Below are 21,050 nucleotides of genomic sequence, written 5' to 3' on the forward strand. Positions count from 1 at the left end.
GGGAGACTGTCGCGCGCAAAGGCTCAATAGGCGCCGCCCGTATCGATGGTCAGGCTCAGCATGTCATGTTCGAGGATGCTGATGAAACGTTCGTCTTCCTGAATCAGTTCCTCGAGGACGTCACCGCTGGATAGCACGCCGATAATCTTTCCGGAATCGATCACGGGCAGATGCCGGATCCGCCTGGTGTGCATCAACGCCAGGCACTGGTCACAGGTGTGCTCCGGCGTGACGTAAAACACCTGGGTCGTCATGATCTCGCCAACGGTCGTCGAGGCGGCGGTGAGACCGGCCAGTTCGACCTTGCGGGCGTAATCGCGCTGCGACAGGATGCCGACAGGATTGCTGTCCTGCAACACCAGCACGGTGGTGACATCCTCGTCGGCCATCAGACGCAGCGCCGTTAGCACCGCGTCCGTAGGGTTCACCGAAATCACCTTCCGTGAGTTCCCGGACAAAATTTGCCGGGCGGTCTTTCTCTCCTTTTTCATGATCGTCTCCATAGAGGACGGGCATTTGCGCACGTCAGTGCCGTCTGTCTGCTCGCAAAGAAAGGGGAGCGTCCGAAAAACCTGCTTCACATCCGCTATTGCCTGCTCATTTTTCAACTATGGTTGAATTGAAGTGTAGTCCGCTTCGTGGACGTGCGGATTTGGATGCGGTTCGAGCCGCTCATCTCCGTTCGTCGACCGCAATCGAGGGGGCCAGGATGCGCAAGCTGTTCTTCACGACAGGATCGCCGTTCGCTCGTGCCGTCCGTATCGTGCTTGTTGAGAAGGGACTCGATTTCGAGCGCGAGGAGACCTTTACGACACCCAGCGTGGAAGCGCGCGCGAAGGTCGCGCCGACCCTGCAGGTGCCGACTCTGATCGACGGTGACGTGACGCTCTGGGATTCCGCGGTGATCATCGACTACCTGATGTCCAGCTATCCGGGCGTGCCTCCACCGGAGGGCATGGATCCTCTGGCAACCGACTATGTGCGCGCGACGCACCGCTGGCACGACAAGCTTGTTCTCGCGACGCTACAGACGTTCGGCGTATCGACGACGATGGTGTCGCAACTGCAATGGTCCGGGGTCAGGCATGAAGAAAATGTTCATGCGGCGCGATGCGCCATGCGCAACCAGTACCTTCTCGACTGGTTCGAGACCCAGCTTGTCGGCGCCGACGCCGCTTTCGTGCCCGGCGTGATGTCGGCGCAGGACATCCTGCTCGCCTGCATCTGTCAGTTCATTGAAACGCGCCCGTTGCGACTGTCCTGGCGTGCGGCGGGCCGACCCAGGCTCGCATCGTTGGTCGCCCGAATGGAAAGACGCCCCTCGTTCCAGCAGGAACCCGCGCTCTGGTGGGAACCCGGCGTGACGTATGCCACTGCCGCCGAGGTGGAATGGGCAAGGCATAAAACCATTCACGGCGGGCCCAGCTTCAGCGAATGGACGTCGGGGTCGGCAAGCTGAGGCAACCGCGGCTACCGATCGAACGCATGGACGATCTCGTCGATCGTCACGCGGATGCGCGCGGTGTGTCGCAAATCCTGATGCGTGACGAGCCAGATTTCATAGGGCGAGTCGTTCGCGCGGTCTGGCCAGATCCGCACGAGGCCGTCGCGTTCGCCCATCGGCACGGGTAGCACGCTGATGCCGAGTCCGGCCCTGAGCGCCGCGCGCAGCGTCAGGTTCGTATTCAGGCGCGCGACGATGCGGCCGCCCGTCAGCGGTTCGCCGAGAAAATCCGGCACCCGCGCCTTGACGAAATACGGCTGGTAGACCACGAGATCGTGTCCCGCGAACCGCTCGCCCGGCGCCGGTTCGCCATGACGCCGCATGTAGTCCGGCGACGCGTACAGCCCCACTTCCCAGCGCGCAAGGCGGCGGGCAAGCAGGTCCGGATTGCGCGGCTTGACCGTCCGGATCGCGATGTCGGCTTCGCGCTTCGCGAGATTGAGAATCTGGCTCGTCGTGTCGAGCATCACCGATACATCCGGATGCTTCATATGCAGGCGCTCGATCGCCGGCATGACGAACTCATGGGCCAGCGCATCCGTCGTCGAGAGTTTCACCTCGCCGGCAAGACGCTTGTCGACGCCTTGCGTGTGGCGGACCAGATCGTGGGCGGACTGTTCCATCGCCTCGGCGGCGCGGACCGCGATCTTGCCGACGGGCGTGAGCTCATAACCGTTCGACGTGCGCAGGAACAGCGTCGCGCCAAGCGTGTGCTCGAGCGCGGCAAGCCTGCGGCCGACCGTCGCCTGATCGATGTCGAGCGCGCGGGCGGCGGCGCGCAAGGTCCTTTCCCTGTGGAGCGCCACGAAGATGCGCGCGTCGTCCCAGTTCATATCGCCTCCGGCGTGATGCAAATTTGCATCATACGATCGGCAAATCGCTGCGGGTCAAATCCAGGCTGCGCCGCTACACTTTTTTCATCCGATGCAGCGATCCGGCGAACTGCCCGAAGTCGTGACGCATCCGGCATTTTGAAAAGGATGAAGTCGTGTCACACGAAACCAACACTATTCCCGCGGCGATGACCGCAATCGAGATTACGCAGCCAGGCGGCCCGGAAGTGCTCGTGCCCGTCGAGCGGCCCGTTCCCGCACCCGCTGACGACGAGGTGCTGATCCGCATTCATGCCGCCGGTGTAAACGGTCCTGACGTGATGCAACGCAAGGGCTTGTACGATCCGCCGCCGGGCGCCCCGGACATTCCCGGGCTCGAAGTGGCGGGAGAGGTCGTGTCCGTCGGGCGCAGCGTGAAACGGTTCGCGGTCGGCGATCTGGTCTGCGCGCTGGTGCCGGGCGGCGGCTATGCGGAGTATGCGGTCGCGCACGAGAGCAACACCCTGGCGATTCCGCAAGGTCTCTCGGTGATCGAAGCGGCCGCGATGCCCGAGACCTTTCTGACGGTATGGCTGAACCTGTTCCAGCGCGGCAAATTCGCGGCGGGAGAAAGCGTGCTGATCCACGGCGGCGCATCGGGAATCGGCACCACTGCGACGATGCTCGCGAAGGCATTCGGCGCATCGAAGATCATCACGACGGTCAGCTCGGATACGCAACGTGACGCGAGCATGGCGCTCGGCGCCGATGTCGCGGTCAATTACCGGAACGAGGATTTCGTCGAGGCAGTCATGCGCGAAACGGGTGGGCGCGGCGTGGACGTGGTCGTCGATATCATTGCGGGCAATTACGTCGCGAGGAATTACGCGGCAGCCGCGATGAACGGCCGCATCGTGCAGATCGGCATCATCAAGGGACCTGCGCCATCACTCGATCTGTTCCCGATGCTGGCGAAACGGCTCACACACATCGGCTCGACGCTGCGCTCACGCACGCATGAGGAGAAAGCGTCGTTGATCGAGGAACTCGAACAAACGGTGTGGCCTCAGATCCGACGCGGCGCGGTGAAGCCCGTGATCTATCGAACCTTCGATCTCGACGATGCGCGCGGCGCACATGCGCTGATGGATTCGGGCGTGCATATCGGCAAGATCGTGCTGACGACGCGGGCGGCGAGCGCAGCGTGAGATGCGCCCGCGGTTCCAGGTGTGCACTGGGCATTGATCACGAGACCGCGCCGCAATCAGTTGCGCCGATTCTTCAAGGCGTTTGAACGGCCTTGCGGCGCAACTGACCGACCGACAGCCACAACGAAGAAACGAGAAAGTAGACTGCACCGACCGCTGCGTAGCCGGCTACTTTGGCAATCGCGGGATGCAAGGACGCGCCGCCTTGCACCAGAAAGAATGCTCCCGCCAATGCTGACTGTCCGCCGCTCAGGATCATTGCCCATTGCGCGCCCAGGCGTTTCCAACGGCGCACGGCGGTGGCAAGCTGAAGCAATCCGGATAGGATGGCCCAGGCGCCAAATACGCCCAGCACCCAGTTAAATCGTAATCCGACGATCACAGCAAGCGTTGTAATGGCACTGATGACGACGTTGATGGCTTGAGTAGGGTTCCTGGCCACGCCGCCGTTTTGCGACGCGTCGATGTAATTGGCCAGAGCATCCCATGCGGGATACACGACTAGCAGGGCAACTGCGCCGGCCGGGAAGTGCTGGCCGACGGAGAAAGCCAGTACGACCCAGATAGCGGAAAAAGCAGTCCGGATAAGGTAGTAGCGCGTGAGCCAGCGTTCTTCGTGAACTCGCGTGATATCTTCGTGGCGATCAACCATTGCAACTCCCTATCGGATTCTAGTGAACGTGCCGATGGTAAGGATCGCACTGGGACTGCCTTGGCGGTATCGGTCAAATGACCGACCGTGGCTACATTGCGCCAGGTGGGGAACGGTGTCTTTGCCTGCCCGAATTGTGAGTGGGGGTAGGTCCAGCACGTGAGGTTGAACGCCATTCGGTGGGCAGGCAATTACGGCGTTCATCGCAATTTCCGCATGGTCCTGACCTCGCGAACCATCCCCCGACTACAACCCACGCCTCACCCCTTCCGTCCCCCGCGCTTCTTCTGGGCATAAATCGCAGCCCCCGTTTCGACTGGAATAAACGGCGCCTGAAAATGATCGATCAGAAAATCGATAAATGCCCGTGCGCGCGCAGTCTGATTCCGCTGACTGGGATAGTAGACAAACAGATCCGCCGACGGCAATACCGTATCCGGCAAGACCAGTTTCAACCGGCCGCTCTGAACGTACTTCGCCAGATCCCATTCGGAACGGATCAATATCCCATGTCCGTCTAGCGCCCACCGCAGCACGATATCGCCGTCATTGCTTGACAGCGCGCCTTTGACTTTCAGCGCTTCGGTGTGGTCGCCCTGCATGTACTGCCAGACACCATAAGCATCATCGTTCTGACGATGAATGATGCAACGATGCTTCACCAGATCCTCGACGCGCTGCGGCGTGCCGAAGCGCTCGAGATATCTGGGTGAGGCGCAGAGAAACCGTCGATTGCTCATGATGCGCCGTGCGCTCAACCGGCTGTCGGGAAGCTCGCCAAAGCGGATCGCCATGTCGAAGGCTTCTTCGACCAGATCGATGGGCCGGTCGGTTACTTCGAACTGGATTTCGACTTTGGGAAACCGCTTCGCGAAGTCGGACACGAGCGGCGCGATGGTCGTGCGCCCGAAGCCGAGCGTCGCGTTGATCCGTAATAGCCCATGCGGGTCGGACCTGGACCCGGATATCTCGTCTTCCATCTGCCGGACTTGCCCGACGATCTGCGTCGCGTAGCGCAGGTAGGTCTCGCCCTCCGGCGTGAGGCTGACGCTTCGTGTGGTCCGGTTGACGAGACGCGCCCCCAGTCTCTGTTCGATCAGCCCCAGCCGCTTGGTCGCCGCCGGCGGGGTGAGATCGAGCGCGCGCGCCGCGCCCGACAGACTTTTCAGCCTGGCGATGAGGATGAAAAATTCGAAATCGGATGCCGAGTCGGTTGTCACTTCGGTTTGTTCACCAAAAGTAAAAAATGAAATGAATCCAAGTGAATTCTAACGCCTCGTTCCGCGGCTAAGCTAGTTTCCATTGCAGCCAGACGCATGCAAAACGTGCTCAAAACTCAGGAGACGCCATCATGAGAATCGTTGAAATCCGCGAAAAGACCGTTCCGATCAGTTCGCCGATCCGGAATGCCTACATTGACTTCAGCAAGATGACGCTGAGTCTCGTCGCCGTGGTGACGGATGTCATCCGGGACGGAAAGCCGGTCGTGGGTTACGGTTTCAATTCTAATGGCCGCTACGGTCAGGGCAAGTTGATGCGCGAGCGTTTCATTCCGCGCATCCTCGAAGCCGATCCCGCCTCGCTCGTCAACGAGGCCGGCGACAACCTCGATCCGCACAAGATCTGGGCGACGATGTTCACCAACGAAAAGCCGGGCGGCCACGGCGAGCGCTCGGTCGCCATCGGCACGATCGACATGGCGATCTGGGATGCGGTGGCCAAGATCGAAGGCAAGCCGCTGTTCCAGTTGCTGGCGGACCGTTACGGCAATGGCCAGCCCAATCGCAAGATCTTCGTGTATGCCGCAGGCGGCTACTACTACCCGGGCCAGGACCACGAAAAGCTGAAAGACGAAATGCGCAGCTACATCGACCGGGGCTATACGGTCGTGAAGAAGAAGATTGGCGGCGCTTCGCTCGATGAAGATCTGCGCCGTATCGACTCGATCCTGAGCGTGCTGCAAGACGGCCAGAAACTCGCCGTCGATGCCAATGGCCGTTTCGATCTCGACACCGCGATTCAATACGCGAAGGCGTTATCGCAATACGACCTGTTCTGGTACGAAGAACCCGGTGATCCGCTCGACTTCGAACTGCAAGCCACGCTGCGCAATTACTACGACAAGCCGATGGCGACGGGCGAAGACCTGTTCTCGATGCAGGACGCGCGCAACCTGATCCGTTATGGCGGCATGCGTCCCGACCGCGACTGGCTGCAATTCGACTGCGCGTTGAGCTACGGCCTCGTCGAATATCTTCGCACGCTGGACATGCTGCATCAGCATGGCTGGTCGCCGAGCCGTTGCATTCCGCACGGCGGACACCAGATGTCGCTGAACATCGCGGCGGGCCTCGGTCTGGGTGGCAACGAATCCTATCCGGACCTGTTCCAGCCGTACGGCGGCTTCCCCGACGGTGTGAAGGTGGATGGCGGCTATATCACCATGCCCGATCTGCCCGGCATCGGCTTCGAAGGGAAAGCCGATCTCTTCGCCGAGATGCAAAAGCTCTCTGCATAAACCGCAAATCGACAACACTGCGGCAAACGTGCCGACAAGCGTGCCTAAAAGCGTGCCTAAAAGCGCGTCGGCGCGGCGTTCATAAAAACAGATAAACGGAATGCAGGCGAAATGAGGCCGTGCACGCCGCAGCGCATCATGCCGCTGCGGTGCTCGACCTGACTTTCATTAAAAGATGCCACGCATAGGAGACAGTCATGCGGGTTTCAAAGATCGGAAAATCGCTTTCCAGACTCTACGTCCAGGTTCTGATTGGCATCGTTGCCGGTGTCCTCGTCGGACACTTCTACCCTGACATCGGTTCTCAACTCAAACCACTTGGTGATCTGTTCATCAAACTGATCCGGATGCTGCTCGCGCCGATCATCTTTGCATCCGTCGTAGTGGGTATTGCCCGCATGAATGACCTTCATGAAGCGGGCCGGGTCGGCGTCAAGGCGGTCGTCTACTTCGAAATTGCATCGACGATCGCGCTTGCGATCGGCCTCGTGATCGTGAACGTCATCAAGCCGGGCAGCGGCATGAACATCGACCCGGCGCATATCGACAGCTCCGCCATTGCCACCTACACCCACGCGGCACAACAGCACGGAATGCTCGATTTCTTCATGAGCATCGTTCCCAACAGCATTGTTGGAGCGTTTGCGAATGGAGAGATGCTGCCCATCATCTTTTTCTCGCTGCTGCTCGCCATCGCGCTCGCGAAACTCGGCCCGCGCACTGCACCGTTCGTCGACATGCTCGACATGTTCCTGCAGGGCATGTTCGGGGTCGTGCGGATCGTGATGTACGTCGCGCCTGTCGGTGCGTTTGGCGGCATGGCATTCACCATCGCGAAGTACGGGATCGGCACGCTGGCTTCGTTTGGCCAGCTGATGCTGTGTCTGTACCTGACGTCGATTTTCTTCGTGGTCGCCGTGCTCGGTCTCGTGATGCGCCTGAGTGGTCTGTCATTGTGGAAGTACCTTCGCTATATCAAGGACGAGATTTTCATCACGCTCGGCACGGCCTCGACGGAAGCCGTTCTCCCGCAAATGCTCATCAAGATGGAGAAGCTGGGGTGCTCGCGTCCCGTCGTCGGAATGGTGTTGCCTACGGGCTATACGTTCAATGCCGATGGCACGGCAATCTATCTGACGATGGCCTCGATGTTCGTCGCGCAGGCAATGAACATCCACCTGACGATCTGGGATCAGTTGTTGTTGCTGGGCGTGCTGTTGCTGACGTCCAAAGGCTCGGCGGGTGTGGCAGGCGCGGGGTTCGTGGCATTGGCGGCCACGCTCGCCACGATGCACAAGATTCCTGTGTCCGGGTTGGTGCTGCTGCTCGGTGTCGACCGTTTCCTCAACGAGGCGCGTGCGGTGACGAACCTGATCGGCAATGGCGTGGCGACGATCGTGGTTGCCCGCTGGGAGGACGCGCTCGACATGAACAAAGCCCGCGCGATACTCGATCGTTCCGACACGAGCCTCGAAGCCCTCGAATCCGTCGACCACACAAGGACGGGCCTGACGCATCGGAACGACGCCATTGTCCGGCCCCACACGCACTGAGCTATCGAGCCAACCTCACTCTGGTCACCACCGCCATGACACAACCATTCGGAACGACCGGCTGCCGCCATCAACCATGCTCCAGCGCATGCGTCGTCTCGATCGCGGCGAGCACACGCGTCGACAGTTCCGGCCCGTGAACGCTCGCAGCTTCGTCATTCGGCACATTCAAAAACCGCGCAACGATCGCGATAGCCGTATCGTTGCCCGTGTCGACGGCGTCCGTCGCGGCGCGGCGCCACTCGTCGTCGTGCTGCATGAACAGACACAGCGCATACAGCGCCGATACGACGGGCAGATTCGCGTGACGGCTCGTCACGTGGCGCAGCAGGTTCGCCGCTTCGCGCCATTCCGTCTGGTTGATCAGCAGACGCGCCTCGCACACGTCGGCGAGCGGGCTATCGGGCTGCCACGCGCGCAACGCGCCGAGCACGTCATGCAGCTCGGGCATGGCACCGATGCGCATGCCGCCCGAAAACACCGACATCATCGCGTTGAGCACGGATGGACTGCATTGAAGATTCGACATGGCGGCCTCGCATGAACGGTTGACGATCGAAAGCGGGCAACACGCCCGACACGGCATTCTCCATGTGCCTTCGCTTTTGATTTTTCGCGTGCGCGAAGCGTCGTGCCGCGTGCCGAAGCGCATCGTCGACGGGTGTGAAGAGAGCACAACGCTCACTACACCGCATCTCGCCAGCGGCATGCGTCATTCGCGACGCGTCACGTGGCTTCGCGCCGCATGGGTCTCGATCGCCTGCATGAATCTATCGTCTGGGTTGAATCGGGATCGGGCAAAGATCGCCGGTTCGTCTTCTTTTCAACCAGAGAGAATTCGATGAACTCCATTACCCAATCCTTTCTCAACCCCGTGAACTACACGCCTGTCGGCGGCATGACGGGCGGCGCGTCACAAGCCGTGCCGGGTCAGGGCGGCGACGTCGGCAAGCTGTTGCAGGATCTGTCGCAACTGATCGACGGCCAGCAGAACAATGCGGGCGGCGGGAACAACGTCAGCCAGTTCCTGAAGGATCTGGCGGGTGTGCTCGGCGGCCAGCAAGGCGCGCAAGGTGCACCGGGTGCGCAGAATCCCGCTTCGCCGATGGGCGGCCAGCCCGGCTCGATGCCGCCGATGGGCTCGGCCACGGGCACGCCCGCCGGTTCGGGCACGGGCACGCCCACTGGCGCGTCGGCCAGTAACGGCCTGGGCACGGCCGGCCAGGGCATGCACAACATCAAGATCAACAGCAAGGCGGGCGGCGACGCGCTGCATCTGCAGGAAGACTCGCAGGGCAACCTGTACAACGCGAGCGGCAACAACGTCGGCCATATGGGCGCGGACGGCTCGGTCACGTTGAACTCGGGGGCGACGAAGGAAGCCGCGATTCTCGAAACGGGTCATTCCAACGGCAAGATGAACATCGCGCAGGTGTTCGGCGGCGGTGGATTGACGAAGCCGGACACGGGCGATGGCGGCAACAAGGTGTTCGATTCGTCGCAGGTGTCGGTGTCGTCGGGCGATCTGAATCAGAAGAACGACGTCTGATCGAGGTTGGGATGCGGCGCGCGAGATTCGTCGGACGCGCCGCTATCTTGCTAACGATTTCGCAGCACGATGCTCAACGCGCGGCCAGCGACGCAGCCGTCACGGGTATCGCATGTGCGGGGTCGCGCCGCCAGCGTTCGATGATCGCGGCAATGCGGTGCGCGTAATCGTCGCGCAGCGCGGGCGTCGACGAATGATAGGCGCCCACGGCCTCCCACGTGTTGCCGTAGCGGACCACCTGTTTGCGCAGATGCCACGCCGCGATATAGACGTTCTTGCACGGCACCAGCAGCGCGTCGCGCCGGATGCCGTATCGCTCGAGTTCCGGCAGATGGATCGAGTTGATCTGCATCACGCCGTAGTCGGTCGAGCCGTTGGCATTCGCATGCGTCGCGTCGGCATTGTTGTGCGATTCCTGCCACGCGATCGCCCGCAGGATCAGCGGATTCAGACGTTGCCATGCGGCGGCATCGTCGAAGCAGTCGGCGTGGGCAGCGGACGTCGCGAGCGACATCGACGCGCCCAGCAGCGTGCCCGCGATGCGCAATGCGCGGCGGTTCATGTGGTGAGGCTTCATGGCGTCATCCCGTCGCGCGAACGCGTTTCGTGCCAGCGCGCGAGCCACGCGTTGTACGCATCGATGCGCGCTTCGCGGCGTGCTTCGGCGAGCCGTTCCTGTTCGAGGCGCGCGTCTTCGCGATGCGCTTCCTCGCGATGGGCGTCGAGGCGCCTTTGCTCCGCGCGTGCTTCATCGAGGCGTCGCGCTTCGATCCTGTCGTCGTCGGCGTTCACGCGCAGCAGCCCGTCGCGGACGGCGCTCTGCGCAGAAGCGTGAGCGCATAACGCGATGGACAGCGACATGGATAACGCAACAGCGGCGCGTCGAGTGAGGCGCATTGACTGGCTCCTTTATCAGGCGAAATGAGCAGGCGGAATGAGCAGGCGGAATGAGCGGGCGGGATGCGATGCGAACGAGGATACGAGCCGCGCCGCATGCAACGCCCCTGCGACGCGAAGCATCGATACGGCCAAACGAAGTCCGCCGCGCTTTCGTGTTTGCGCATCTGGCTTCGTGCGCCGCGCGCTCCGACGGGGGAAGGGCTTTTATCGTGACGGCACCAGGTCGACGCCACCGATACGGCGCATCGTCGGCCTTCTCCTCAGAGGACTCGGATGAACTCTCTTTCTCTTTTCAACGGCACGGGTGGCGTATCGGGACTGTCGCCCGTCGCGGGCGTGCAGGGCAATGGCTCGTCTCAGGACGCGTCGATTGCGAACCTGCTGAGCGATATCGCGAAGCTGATCGACGGCGGTGGGGAGGGGCAAGGCACGGGGCAAGGCGCGGGGACTGCGGGCACATCGGCGGGCAGCAATAGCGGCCTGTCGCAGTTCTTCGCCGATCTCGCCGCCATGCTGCGCGATCCTGACGGCACGGGTGCGCAAAGCGGCGCGGGTGGGGCACCCGCAGGCGCGCCGTCTGGCGGCTACGCTAATTTTGCAGCGATGCCCGGCAGCGGGACGCCTGTCGGCGGCTATGGGGCAGGCGGTGGAGGCGGAAGCGGAGCGGCGGGCATCGGCAATAGCAGTGCAGGCAATACAGCGACCGGCACGCCCGCTTCCGCATCCGCACCGCCTTCGACGGCGAGCGCATCGTCCGGTGCAGCACCCGAAGGACTCAGCACCGCGCCGCAAACACAAGCCTTGTCGCCTGCGCAAAGCAAGCAAACCGCCGATGCCTACGTCAGCAATCTGCAAAAGGACTTCGGGCTCACGAAGGATCAGGCGGCGGGCATCGTCGCGAACCTGTGGCACGAGAGCGGCGGCATGAACTCCGGCATCAACCAGGGCGGCAGGATCGGCGCGCCGGGTTCGAACATGGCCGACGACAACGCGAATGGCTACGGCATCGCGCAATGGGGCGGCACGCGCAAGCAAGGCCTGCTCGACTACGCGCGCCAGTACAACCTCGATCCGTCGAGCGAGGCCGCGAACTACGGCTATCTGAAACAGGAATTGCAGACCTCGCAGGCGGGCGCGATTGCCGCCGTCAAGGGCACGAATAGCGCGCAGGCCGCGACGCAGGCGTTCTGCAACGCCTTCGAGCAGCCGTCCGATCCGCAGATGGCATCGCGTCTCGGGTATCTGAACCAGATTCTTGCGTAAGGCTTCGCGCCGCGCGTTCGCGTTTGACTCCATTGCCGACGAGCCTTGCCATGCTGAAAACGACGAATCTCTCCCCGCATGTCACGACCCGCACCACGATCGAGACCGGCGATAGCACGCGTCCCCGGCAGCGATCCGCGAATGCGCCTCCGCCGCCAGCGGGTCCGCGTGCGATGTCCGCGCCGCTCGCGCATCTGAGGTCGCATGCCGCTTCGTCATCATCGGCAAACGGTGACGGGCGCATGGCGCGCAACGGCGCGACGTTCTCAGCCAGCACGTCCGGCGCGCAGGATGGGCAGCGGCCACGCGTTGCCGTAACCGCACCCGACAAGCCGTTGCCCGCGTTGCCACCGTCATCGGATGAAGCGGGGGTGTCGCGCGCGGCGTCGTCATCGGCTGCATCGAGGATCAGCGCGCCTTCGCAGCCGCCGTCGCGCGCGCCATCCATCGCGGAAGCCACCGACACCCCACCGAACGATGCCCCGCAAGATCCCGGCTTCAAATTGCCCGCACGCTCGCAGCGCTTAGGCCAGCCCGTCTATCGCGACAAGCCCGGCTTCTCGCTGCTGGAGACCAACAAGCTGCGTCCTGATGCGTCGGTGGCGGGTGCAATCGGCATCGGCACGCACTCGACAGCGGGCGCAGCGACGGGCGCCGTGGTCGGCGGCAGCCTGACTGCCGCGCACGAAGCCGTCAGCGCGCTGGTCAATGGCCACGCGTTCTTCGCCGCGCGAGAGCGCAAGCAGCGCTACGGCGAACAACTCGACAGCCTGCTGCAGCACGATCTGAAGAAATTCCAAAGCGACATCGACAACGGTGTGCCGATCCGGCCCGAGACGATGATCCTCAAGCGCAAGAACGGCATTCAGAAAACCAGCGACCTTGTCACGAAGCCAGCAAGCAACGCGCCGGAGAATCCGCGCACCAACGCACGAACGAAAACGAACCCCAGCGCCGAACTCGATTACGACATGGACGCGGTGCGCAAACTCGCCGCCTCCGACGATCCCGAGCTAAAGAACGAAGCCGCGCACGCAAAGAACGTGTTGCTCACCGTCTTCCTCAAGGACGACGTCGCCGCCAAACAGGGCAACCGCGCGGCCTACGAATTCATCCGCAACACGGTCGCAATCGGCGCAGCGACGGCGACGGCCGTGGGCACGCATGGCGCGTCGGTCGCAGCGGCGGGCTCGCATGCGGCGGCCACGGCGGCGAGCGAACGCATCGCGGGCAGCGCGCTCGCGGGCGCGGGCGCGCTCGACGTCGGCAAGGGCATTCGCGGACTCAAGCAGCGCATGCGCGACGAAAAGGCGGAAGTGGCGGGCAGCTACGAGTTGCACAAGCGCCACGCGTTTGCCGATTCCGTCGCCGGTGAAAATGCGGACCCGCAGATGAAGCAGGCCTTCGACGATCTCGGCGATGCGCGCGACAAGCTCATCAAGGACACGCACCTCGCGTTCCACCAGCAGGCGCATACGCAGGCGGGGCAGGAGCGCTACGGCAAGATCTTTCCGGGCACGATGATCAATGAGCGCAAGTCCACCGCCGCGAAGAAGGAAACGCGCGATCTGGTCGGCAAGCATGCGCATGCCGTCGTCGAGTATCAGATGGGACTTGGCGACCCCGCCAGACAAAAGACGCTCGCGAACCAGTGGAACACGATCATGCAAAGCGGCGGCACGCGGCAGACGCGCGCGCGTCAGTTCGCCACGATGATCGACGCCGATCCCGGCATGAAGAACGCGTATCAGTTGCTGCGCGATACGGGCATGGGACGCAGCGAGTCGATCTACACGATGCAGCGCATGGTCGAGATGTCGATCGAATCGAAGCTGGCGAAAGACCCGGACCTGGCCGCGTTCGGCGGCAATGCCGACTTCGCGAAGGACGATGCCGCGCAAAAGGCGACCACGAGCCGTCTGACGTCGGCGTTCGCACGCCGTTGACGCATGCGCGAAGGGTGGCTCGCATGCGTGAACGGGCGCGGTGCAATCCGCGTGACACAGCGCATGGCGAATGGGCATCGGTTGCGGGCGGTTGGCCGCATCGTCGGGCGCGTGCATCGTGTGCCGCGCGGGCCGCATTCGTCCAGTGCTTTTGTTTCTTCTCAAGCCATGCTGTGCTGCTCGCAAGCCCGCTCACGCGGCCATCGGCTGTCGACTGTCGGCCGCTTCCTCGTGCTGCGCGACGAATACATAACCGAGCGAATAGACCGTTTTCAGTTGCGAGCCGTCGCGGCCATCGAGCGCGAGCTTCGAGCGCAGCTTGTAGATATGCTGTTCGAGCGAGCGGCCCGCGAGGTCGGCATCCTTGCCCCACACGGCGTTCGCGAGCTGCTCGCGGCTCATCAGCGAGCCCGCGTTCATGAACAGCAGCCATGCGAGACTCAGTTCACGCGCGGTCAGCGACACATGGCGTTCGCCGAAGCTCACCGTGCGCGCCGTGCGGTCGATCGTATAGCCCGCCACCGTCAGCCGGTCGACGACGCGCGAGCCGCGGCAGCGCGCAATCGAACGCCGTGCGCGCGCCATGATTTCGTCGACGTTCGCGGTGCCGATCACGACTTCATCGACGCCCGCATCGAGCGCCTCGATCACGGCCTCGCTGTCCCACGCACGGCCGATCATCATCACGGGCAGATCGGTGCGGAAATGGCAGGTGCGCCACTTGAGCGTCGCGAGCGCGGGAATCTGACTCTGCGTTGCATCGAAGATGACGAGCGCTGCCGAATTGCGTTGCAGGAAACGGATCAGCGAAAGCTCGTCGGTGAAACGCGTGCAGGATGTGCCGTTCTGTTCGAATGCTTGACTGATCTGTTTGTACAGCACGTCGCTGAAGGTAAAAAGGGCAATTCGCATGTGCACTCCATAGCCATCGCGGCGCGACCGATGCGCGCCGATATCCCCCGTCATTCTGGTCTGAGGCGCTGTCTATGTTTTTGCAGCGCTCTCGTCATACAGAACACCTGATAGCAAGGGGCTATTCCATCCGTTTCCTAATCGGCTGCGAATGCGAATGAACACGCGAAACTGCTTGTGGGACAAAGGCTTGCGACACGTCATGCGTTGCATCGAAAGACACAGCGCAAAAATTTTTTTGTGCGTTGACGCAGCGAAGCACCGTTCGATAAAACGAAGCGTCATCGTGCTTGACCCACTATCTGGGTGAGCCGCGTGCTTACTTGCGTGCCGCGTAGCGCTGTTCTTCATGCACGCGGCGTGCGTGCGATTCCGCGTAGGCGGCGGAACGCGCCTTGAGCAACGGATCGTCGGATGGCGCGATGCCGTCGGGCAGCTTCAGCGGATCGAAGCTGATGTCGCGGCAGGGGCCGTCGATCTGCGGTTCTGCACGCTGTACGACGAGCGTGCCGACGTCGATCTGCGTGCGGTTCGCGGGCCATTGGCGTGTCGAGTCGTTGGTGACGTCGCCTGGCTGTGCGAGCGTGATGACCATGTGCCAGCGCACGGGACCTTGCCGCAGGCGCTCGGCGAGACCGCGCTCCAGAAAGTCCGTGTCGTGGGTTTGCGCATCGGCGAGCGGCGTATAGGCGTCGTCGGGTTCGACGCGCCAGCGCACATCCTGTGCATGCCCGTCGCGATCGATCAGCCGGAACGCCGACACGCTGTAGTACGCGGCATTGTCGAAGCCCGATGAAGGGGGATGATCGCGCAGCCATTGATCGAAGCGCGCGGCTTCGGGATGCATCTTCATGAACGCATCCATGCCGGGGTTGTCGCCGTACGTGGTCGCGTCGTGCGCGCGCCGCGAGGCCGCGAGCATCTCGACCAGCGCTTCGGGACTGCGCACGGGAAAGATCGGGGCCGAGTTCATCGCCGTGCGCCATTCGCCGCCGCCCGGCGTCACGATGCGCAGCGCGAGGCTGCGCACGTTCGACGCCCCATCGGCCTGCGCGGGATTGCCGCCGCCGATCGACAGGCGTCCCACCACCTGCGACTTGCCCGCTGCGAACACGCCTGCGCGCGAGAGCGGCGCGGCGTTGCCGTTACTGTCGAAATAGCCGGTGACGCAGACGCCTTTAGCGTGATTGCGCCGAAAGCCAGGGTGCTTGCCGGACACGGCTTCGAAGCCGTCGACGATCTTGTCCGCCGAAGGCTGCGTGCCGAGCAGGCTGCCGAGGCCATACGAGAACGCATAAGCGCCCGCGATGGAGCCAAGCGTGACGACGGCTAGCGCGCCGCCCGCGATGATGCGAAAGGAAAGTCTGGACATGAATCGACAACGCGTGCCACGCGCGCTACTGCGCGCGCGGCATCAAACAGAACCAAAGAGCGGATCGAAACGGCGTTCAGCGATCTCTTTGCCAAGCGGCGCGAGATCGCCGTTGCTGGTTGCGCCGATCAGCGCATAGCCGAGATTGGACTCGCGCCACGTGACGACGTTCATCGTGTCGACGCGTTGCGACGCGACGGACTGATTCGCCTTGTTTTCCTTGATCACGCATAGCGCGACGGGGTCGCCCTTCTGCGGCAGATAGATGATCTGCACGAGCGGACGCCCATGGAATTTCAGGCGCTGCACGCGGATGAAGCGCAAGCCCGCCTTGCTGAGATCGGGCACGCTCAGCGCGATGCCGTCCTCGTTGCGAATCTCGTTGACGGTGCTTTGCGCGTCCGACGAGTCGGGCCACAGATGCGCGACGGTATCGCGCGAATAGAGTTGCTGATAGCTCGCCGCGACCTGCACCCACGGCAGCGAGGCCATCGTCGACGAGGCGACGGTAGCGGTAACGGACGGCTTGCCCGCCCCGTTGAAGCCGACGCCGGGCGCGAGCCGCAGTACGACCCCGCAGCAGAACGCGCCGCCGACGAACGCGACGGCAAGCCACGCCGGCGCGATACGCAGGCGCGAGCGCACGGGCGCGGAAGGCGGCATGTGCGCGTCGTGTTCGATGGCGGAGTCGTTCGCGCCTCGTGCGTCGTCGCCTTGCGCAGCGGGAAGGACGACCGCCTGTTGGGCTTGCGCAGCGGCGCTCAGCTTCGCGGCTTCCGTGTGCGCGCGGATCAGATCGTCGACGCGTTTGACCAGGCTCTCCGGCACGGGCGGCAGTTTCTGCTCGGCGAACGCTTGCCGATACGGCAGGCGCGACGCCTGGAAAAGGGCGACCTTATCCGCGAGCTCCGCGTGGACGCGAAGTTCGTCTTCGATCTGCTGACGTTCCTGTGGCGATAGTTCGTCGTCGACATACGCCATCAGCACGGTATCGTCGACTTTCATACGCTCGGGCCTTGGTCGGGAGTGCCGCAACACTCGAAATCATTCATGTCACAGCGCTGTCACAGCTATTTGACTCTCAAGTATAACGTCGTCCTGTCCGCGCAGAGGGGCAATGCTCCGATTTGACGTCCTCTTGCGCGAAGAACCTTGCATGCGCCGTCAACTTTCCACGGGCCGCGCGGACACGGGCGCCTGGCTGAACATCGCATCGACATCGCGCTTCGCGATCAGTTTGCCGAGCTTGTCGAGATCGACCTGGCCCGCCGTGCCGATCAGCGCGTAGCTCAATTCCGACTGCCGCCACGTGACGACGTCCATGTCGTCGATCTTCTGCTGCGCAATCGACTGGTCCGGCTTCGCATCTTTCACGACGCACAACGCGACCGGGCCGCCCGTTTTCGGCAGATAGACGATCTGCACGAGCGGCTTGTCGTGAAAGCGCAGCCGCTGGATGCGCTTGAACTCAAGGCCCTGCGCGCTGAGATCGGGCACGCGCACGGGCAATCCGTCGATCTGATGGATATCGGCGACCGTTTTTGCCGACACGGCCGTGTCCGTTGCGACGGCCACCGTGTCGCGTGAATAGAGCGCCTGATAGCCGGCGGCCGCCATCACCCAGGGCGAAGCGCCTTGCGCGGACGCGACCGTCGCAGCGCCGCCCGACACGCCCGTCAGACCAGGCAGGAGCCGCAAGCCGACCACGCAGGAGAACACGCCCGCCGCGAACGCGGCGGCAAGCCACGGCGCGGAAAAGCGCATCAGCGAGCGCACGGGCGCGGAGGGCGGCAAGCCGGCGGCGGGCGGCGCGATGGCGTCGTTCGCGGCGGGATCGGCGGCAGGGCCGGGCGGCACGGGCGAGGTCGCGCTCGCATGCGTGCGCGACAGTTCGGCGATCTTGCGCGTCAACGACTCGGGCACGGGCGGCAGCTTCTGCTGCGCGAACGCCTCGTGATACGGCAGGCTCGACGCGCGGAACAGTTCGATGCGCTCGGCCAGCTCCGGCGAGTCGTCCAGCTCGCGTTCGATCTCGCGGCGCTCCTCGATGTCGAGTTCGCCGTCGACATAGGCCATCAGCGTGATGTCGTCGACTTTCATGACGCTGAGTCCTTGCCGAACGTGGCCATTTTCATCGGCTGGCCCGACTTGCTGGCGAACAGCGCGCCGATTGCCTGGCGCGCGCGCGACAGCCGGCTCATCACGGTGCCGATGGGAACGTTCAGCGTTTCAGCCGTTTCGCTGTAGCTGAGGCCTTCGACGGCGACCAGCAGCATCACGGCGCGCTGTGCTTCGGGCAGACGCTGCACGGCCTCGATGATCTGCGCGTTCATCGTGATCTGTTCCGGCGTGCGCGCCTTCGGGTCCTCGACCGTTTCGAGGAAGTCGTCGTCCCATTCCATGCTGGAGCGGCTGCGCACCGAACGGGCGCGCAACTCATTGATCCACGTGGAGTGGACGATCGAGAACATCCAGCTGAGCGGCGCGGTGTCCGCCTGCAACTGATGCGCGCGTTCCAGCCCGCGCACACAGGCACGCTGAACCAGGTCTTCAGCGTCGTGCTGGTCGCCGGAAATGCGCAATGCGAAAGCCCATAACCTTGGAAGCATCTCGGGCAGCATGCCGGACAAGTCTGCGCCTGTCATTGAAGTCGTTCCTTGCTACTGACTCGTTGGTCTGCCCTCGACGAAGGCATGAGGCCGGTGCGGCAAACGTTGGCGCACTTGAAGATACGGACGGAGTTCAAGCCGATAATTTTAACGTCGATCCAGCAATGTTGCTGACGAGCGTTTTCGGCGTACCGCGTATCCGTTCGGGTTCGACGCGGAAAGGCGAGTGAAAAGTGGTCATGGCATGCAAACTCCAGCGCGAGACGGTCAACCGGCGAGGCGATCGGATAAGATACGGCCCGCCAGTCATTTTCGAACCATGGAGTGTTTTCAGTGATTCAACCGGGCAACGTATTCAAGGACAACCTCGCGCAACTGCCGGGCATCGACGGCATCGAGCGGATCGATCTCGTCGACGGCAAGGGCAGCGTGGTCGCGAGCATCGAGAACAAGCCGGGCAAGCAGGGCTCGGTTGCCGTGTACCACTATTTGCGCAACGCATTCGGCACGCTCGACGCGAAGGCCGCCGAACATGGCCTCGCCGTGTTCGCCGAACATACGGCCGATGCGCGCAACCGTCCGGGCGCGCATCCGAATGTCGACCGGCTGCTGGAAATTGCAGCGGGCGGCGAAGCGCTGCGTATCGACGTCGTCGCAGCCGCCTGAGCGCGTCACAGCACGCCTAGCGCCAGGGCCTTGAGCGTGGCGGCTGCACGCGTCGAGCAGTCCAGCTTGCGGAAGACGCTTTCGACGTGCGTGCGCACCGTGCTCGGACTCAACGACAGATCGCGGGCCACTTCCTTGTTGCTTGCACCGCGTGAAATACCGCGCAGCACGTCGACTTCACGCGCCGAAAGTCGCGCCGTCTGCGCGCGCGGATTCACCACGCGCCGCTGCGCCACGCGCTCGTCGATCAAGGCAGTGACGACATCGGCGTCGAAACGGCCGCGCGCGGCCTCTTCGTGCAACAGCTTCGCCGCTTCGTCGTGCGCGAGCGCCGCGCGCCACGGACGCGCCGCTCGCAACGCGACCCACGCCGCGCTGGCCGCGAGCATGCGCGCTTGCGGCGACAGCGCAGCGCCCGACGCGCCGCGAAAATAACCCGAGCCGTCGAGCCGTTCGTACGCGTATGAACCGAGTTCGGCTGCCTCGGCGAGCGAGCCCGTCTGCCTGCCCGCGCGCGAGGTCCAGTAGGGCACGAGGCGCGCCTTCTCCCAGGCGGCCGGCGACAGCCTGGCGGGCGCGTCCCAGATGGGATTCGGCACGGCCGCGCGGCCCATGCCGTGAACCAGGCCTGCGCAATAAAGCTGGTTTTGCGCGTCCGTATCGAGCGCGAAGCGCGCCGCGCATGCCGCGGCCGTCGCTGCGACGCTGCGCGAATAACCCGTCATCCACGGCAGTTTGAGGTCGATGATGTCCGCGACCAGTTCGACGGGCGTGACGTCGTTCATCTGTTGCGTCAACAGGACGGCGTCGATAGCGGCCGCGTCGGCCTGTGCCAGTTCGTCGAGCCATTGAGGCGCGAGCCGCACGGCAAGCCGCGCGAGCTTGTCCGGATAGCGCGAATCGGCGCGCTGGCCGATCAGCGCGCTCGCGCGTTCGAACCCATATGTGCGCGAAAAAATCTCCAGTTCGCCCGCCAGCGCGACCACGAATACGGTGGCGGGCACCGCGTTGCCGGCCAGCCGGTCCGGCGAGCCCGTGCCGTCCCACGATTCGAACACATGCCGCAGCGTGGCTTGCGTGTCCTGGCCGAGACCGAGCATGCGTGCCGCTTCGCCCGACACTTCGCAGTGAATGCGCGCGAGCGGCGTCATGATCGCGCCCACATCGCCTTGCAATTCCATCGCGCGCGCCCAGTCCGGCTTGAGTTCGAGCATCGCTCCACGGCTCGCGACGTCGTCGCCGAGCGCTTCCGCGAAACCCGACGCGTTCGCCGTGCAGCCGGACCAGCGCAGCAGCGACGCCTCGCACGCGGCGACGACGGCCGCCTCACCGAGTTCCGCGGCCTGCGCGAGCCGCACGGCGAGCCATGCGGTGCGGATCGAGTGATCGGTTGGCTGGCCCATGCTCAGATCGCCGATGAAGGCGAGCGCCTTCACGGCATCGAAGACGCGAACAACGGGTCCGCCGGATGAGCCTGACGAGGTCTGCATAAAGGTGCGGCGCGAGTCTTTGAGCGAGCCCCACTATACCGCGCGAGGTCTCGCGCGAAATCGGTCATTTGACCGATACCCGCGTTCATGGGCGTC

General features: G+C 63.5%; 22 protein-coding genes. 9 read left to right on the forward strand and 13 right to left on the reverse strand.

Features of this window, described 5'->3' with window-relative positions; translation table 11 throughout:
• Positions 1-23: 23 nt before the first annotated feature.
• Entirely contained in the window at positions 24-491 is a 468-nt protein-coding gene (locus PPGU16_RS33835; protein ID WP_180727045.1) for a CBS domain-containing protein, read from the reverse strand.
• A 218-nt stretch (positions 492-709) separates the two neighbouring features.
• Here PPGU16_RS33835 and PPGU16_RS33840 point away from each other — a divergent pair, with 218 nt between their 5' ends.
• Positions 710-1,459 carry a glutathione S-transferase family protein gene (locus PPGU16_RS33840; protein WP_180727046.1) on the forward strand — a complete coding sequence of 250 codons (750 nt, stop codon included), beginning with the start codon at positions 710-712 and terminating at the stop codon, positions 1,457-1,459.
• 11 nt (positions 1,460-1,470) lie between these two features.
• Here the strand turns inward: PPGU16_RS33840 and PPGU16_RS33845 are convergent, their stop codons facing one another.
• Complete coding sequence (locus PPGU16_RS33845) at positions 1,471-2,337, reverse strand: LysR family transcriptional regulator (protein ID WP_180727047.1); 867 nt, start codon at positions 2,335-2,337, stop codon at positions 1,471-1,473.
• Between the two features lie 155 nt (positions 2,338-2,492).
• Between PPGU16_RS33845 and PPGU16_RS33850 the strand changes: the two genes are divergently transcribed.
• Complete coding sequence (locus PPGU16_RS33850) at positions 2,493-3,524, forward strand: NAD(P)H-quinone oxidoreductase (protein ID WP_434064450.1); 1,032 nt, start codon at positions 2,493-2,495, stop codon at positions 3,522-3,524.
• A gap of 73 nt (positions 3,525-3,597) precedes the next feature.
• On the opposite strand, the gene PPGU16_RS33855 is transcribed toward PPGU16_RS33850, so the two are convergent.
• Complete coding sequence (locus PPGU16_RS33855; RefSeq protein ID WP_180727048.1) at positions 3,598-4,176, reverse strand: DUF308 domain-containing protein; 579 nt, start codon at positions 4,174-4,176, stop codon at positions 3,598-3,600.
• A gap of 260 nt (positions 4,177-4,436) precedes the next feature.
• Positions 4,437-5,396, reverse strand: coding sequence for a LysR family transcriptional regulator (locus tag PPGU16_RS33860; protein WP_180727049.1), 960 nt, complete (start codon positions 5,394-5,396; stop codon positions 4,437-4,439).
• 131 nt (positions 5,397-5,527) lie between these two features.
• On the opposite strand from PPGU16_RS33860, the gene PPGU16_RS33865 reads away from it, so the two are divergent.
• Together PPGU16_RS33865 and dctA are read left to right on the forward strand one after the other, a co-directional pair.
• Positions 5,528-6,694: a mandelate racemase/muconate lactonizing enzyme family protein gene (locus PPGU16_RS33865; protein ID WP_180727050.1), complete on the forward strand. Its 1,167-nt coding sequence runs from the start codon at positions 5,528-5,530 to the stop codon at positions 6,692-6,694.
• Between the two features lie 197 nt (positions 6,695-6,891).
• On the forward strand, positions 6,892-8,247 hold the full coding sequence (dctA, locus tag PPGU16_RS33870; RefSeq protein ID WP_180727051.1) for a C4-dicarboxylate transporter DctA: 1,356 nt from the start codon (positions 6,892-6,894) through the stop codon (positions 8,245-8,247).
• Between the two features lie 70 nt (positions 8,248-8,317).
• Here the strand turns inward: dctA and PPGU16_RS33875 are convergent, their stop codons facing one another.
• On the reverse strand, positions 8,318-8,776 hold the full coding sequence (locus PPGU16_RS33875) for an HrpB1 family type III secretion system apparatus protein (protein WP_180727052.1): 459 nt from the start codon (positions 8,774-8,776) through the stop codon (positions 8,318-8,320).
• On the opposite strand from PPGU16_RS33875, the gene PPGU16_RS33880 reads away from it, so the two are divergent.
• Positions 8,775-9,092: a hypothetical protein gene (locus PPGU16_RS33880; protein ID WP_180727053.1), complete on the forward strand. Its 318-nt coding sequence runs from the start codon at positions 8,775-8,777 to the stop codon at positions 9,090-9,092. The two genes, PPGU16_RS33875 and PPGU16_RS33880, sit on opposite strands and share 2 nt — an antisense overlap.
• On the forward strand, positions 9,089-9,796 hold the full coding sequence (locus PPGU16_RS33885) for a hypothetical protein (protein WP_180727054.1): 708 nt from the start codon (positions 9,089-9,091) through the stop codon (positions 9,794-9,796). Before PPGU16_RS33880 ends, PPGU16_RS33885 begins: the two co-directional genes overlap by 4 nt.
• Before the next feature lie 73 nt (positions 9,797-9,869).
• Here PPGU16_RS33885 and PPGU16_RS33890 read toward each other — a convergent pair whose 3' ends face one another.
• Positions 9,870-10,373 (reverse strand): lytic transglycosylase domain-containing protein, encoded by a 504-nt coding sequence (locus PPGU16_RS33890; RefSeq protein ID WP_180727055.1) that lies wholly within the window; start codon positions 10,371-10,373, stop codon positions 9,870-9,872.
• Positions 10,370-10,693 (reverse strand): hypothetical protein, encoded by a 324-nt coding sequence (locus PPGU16_RS33895; RefSeq protein WP_180727056.1) that lies wholly within the window; start codon positions 10,691-10,693, stop codon positions 10,370-10,372. Before PPGU16_RS33895 ends, PPGU16_RS33890 begins: the two co-directional genes overlap by 4 nt.
• A gap of 276 nt (positions 10,694-10,969) precedes the next feature.
• Between PPGU16_RS33895 and PPGU16_RS33900 the strand changes: the two genes are divergently transcribed.
• Positions 10,970-11,959 (forward strand): phage tail tip lysozyme, encoded by a 990-nt coding sequence (locus PPGU16_RS33900; protein ID WP_180727057.1) that lies wholly within the window; start codon positions 10,970-10,972, stop codon positions 11,957-11,959.
• A gap of 50 nt (positions 11,960-12,009) precedes the next feature.
• Positions 12,010-13,905 carry a hypothetical protein gene (locus PPGU16_RS33905; protein ID WP_180727058.1) on the forward strand — a complete coding sequence of 632 codons (1,896 nt, stop codon included), beginning with the start codon at positions 12,010-12,012 and terminating at the stop codon, positions 13,903-13,905.
• Positions 13,906-14,097: 192 nt separating this feature from the next.
• On the opposite strand, the gene PPGU16_RS33910 is transcribed toward PPGU16_RS33905, so the two are convergent.
• From PPGU16_RS33910 to PPGU16_RS33930, 5 genes are all read right to left on the reverse strand, one after another.
• A complete protein-coding gene (locus tag PPGU16_RS33910; RefSeq protein ID WP_180727059.1) occupies positions 14,098-14,817 on the reverse strand; it encodes a response regulator transcription factor in 720 nt (239 codons plus the stop codon).
• Positions 14,818-15,136: 319 nt separating this feature from the next.
• Positions 15,137-16,189: a catalase family peroxidase gene (locus PPGU16_RS33915; RefSeq protein WP_180727060.1), complete on the reverse strand. Its 1,053-nt coding sequence runs from the start codon at positions 16,187-16,189 to the stop codon at positions 15,137-15,139.
• Between the two features lie 42 nt (positions 16,190-16,231).
• Positions 16,232-17,194 (reverse strand): anti-sigma factor family protein, encoded by a 963-nt coding sequence (locus PPGU16_RS33920; RefSeq protein ID WP_180727061.1) that lies wholly within the window; start codon positions 17,192-17,194, stop codon positions 16,232-16,234.
• Between the two features lie 159 nt (positions 17,195-17,353).
• The gene (locus PPGU16_RS33925; protein WP_180727062.1) at positions 17,354-18,289 is read right to left on the reverse strand and encodes an anti-sigma factor; all 936 of its coding nucleotides are present in this window, start codon (positions 18,287-18,289) and stop codon (positions 17,354-17,356) included.
• A complete protein-coding gene (locus tag PPGU16_RS33930; protein ID WP_180727063.1) occupies positions 18,286-18,834 on the reverse strand; it encodes an RNA polymerase sigma factor in 549 nt (182 codons plus the stop codon). The genes PPGU16_RS33925 and PPGU16_RS33930 overlap by 4 nt, the downstream gene beginning before the upstream one ends.
• Before the next feature lie 297 nt (positions 18,835-19,131).
• Here PPGU16_RS33930 and PPGU16_RS33935 point away from each other — a divergent pair, with 297 nt between their 5' ends.
• Positions 19,132-19,464 (forward strand): DUF2322 family protein, encoded by a 333-nt coding sequence (locus PPGU16_RS33935; protein WP_180727064.1) that lies wholly within the window; start codon positions 19,132-19,134, stop codon positions 19,462-19,464.
• 5 nt (positions 19,465-19,469) lie between these two features.
• Here PPGU16_RS33935 and PPGU16_RS33940 read toward each other — a convergent pair whose 3' ends face one another.
• On the reverse strand, positions 19,470-20,954 hold the full coding sequence (locus tag PPGU16_RS33940; RefSeq protein ID WP_180727065.1) for an HD domain-containing phosphohydrolase: 1,485 nt from the start codon (positions 20,952-20,954) through the stop codon (positions 19,470-19,472).
• Positions 20,955-21,050 lie beyond the last annotated feature (96 nt).

The organism is Paraburkholderia largidicola (assembly GCF_013426895.1).
In the GTDB taxonomy this organism is placed as follows: Bacteria; Pseudomonadota; Gammaproteobacteria; order Burkholderiales; family Burkholderiaceae; genus Paraburkholderia; species Paraburkholderia largidicola.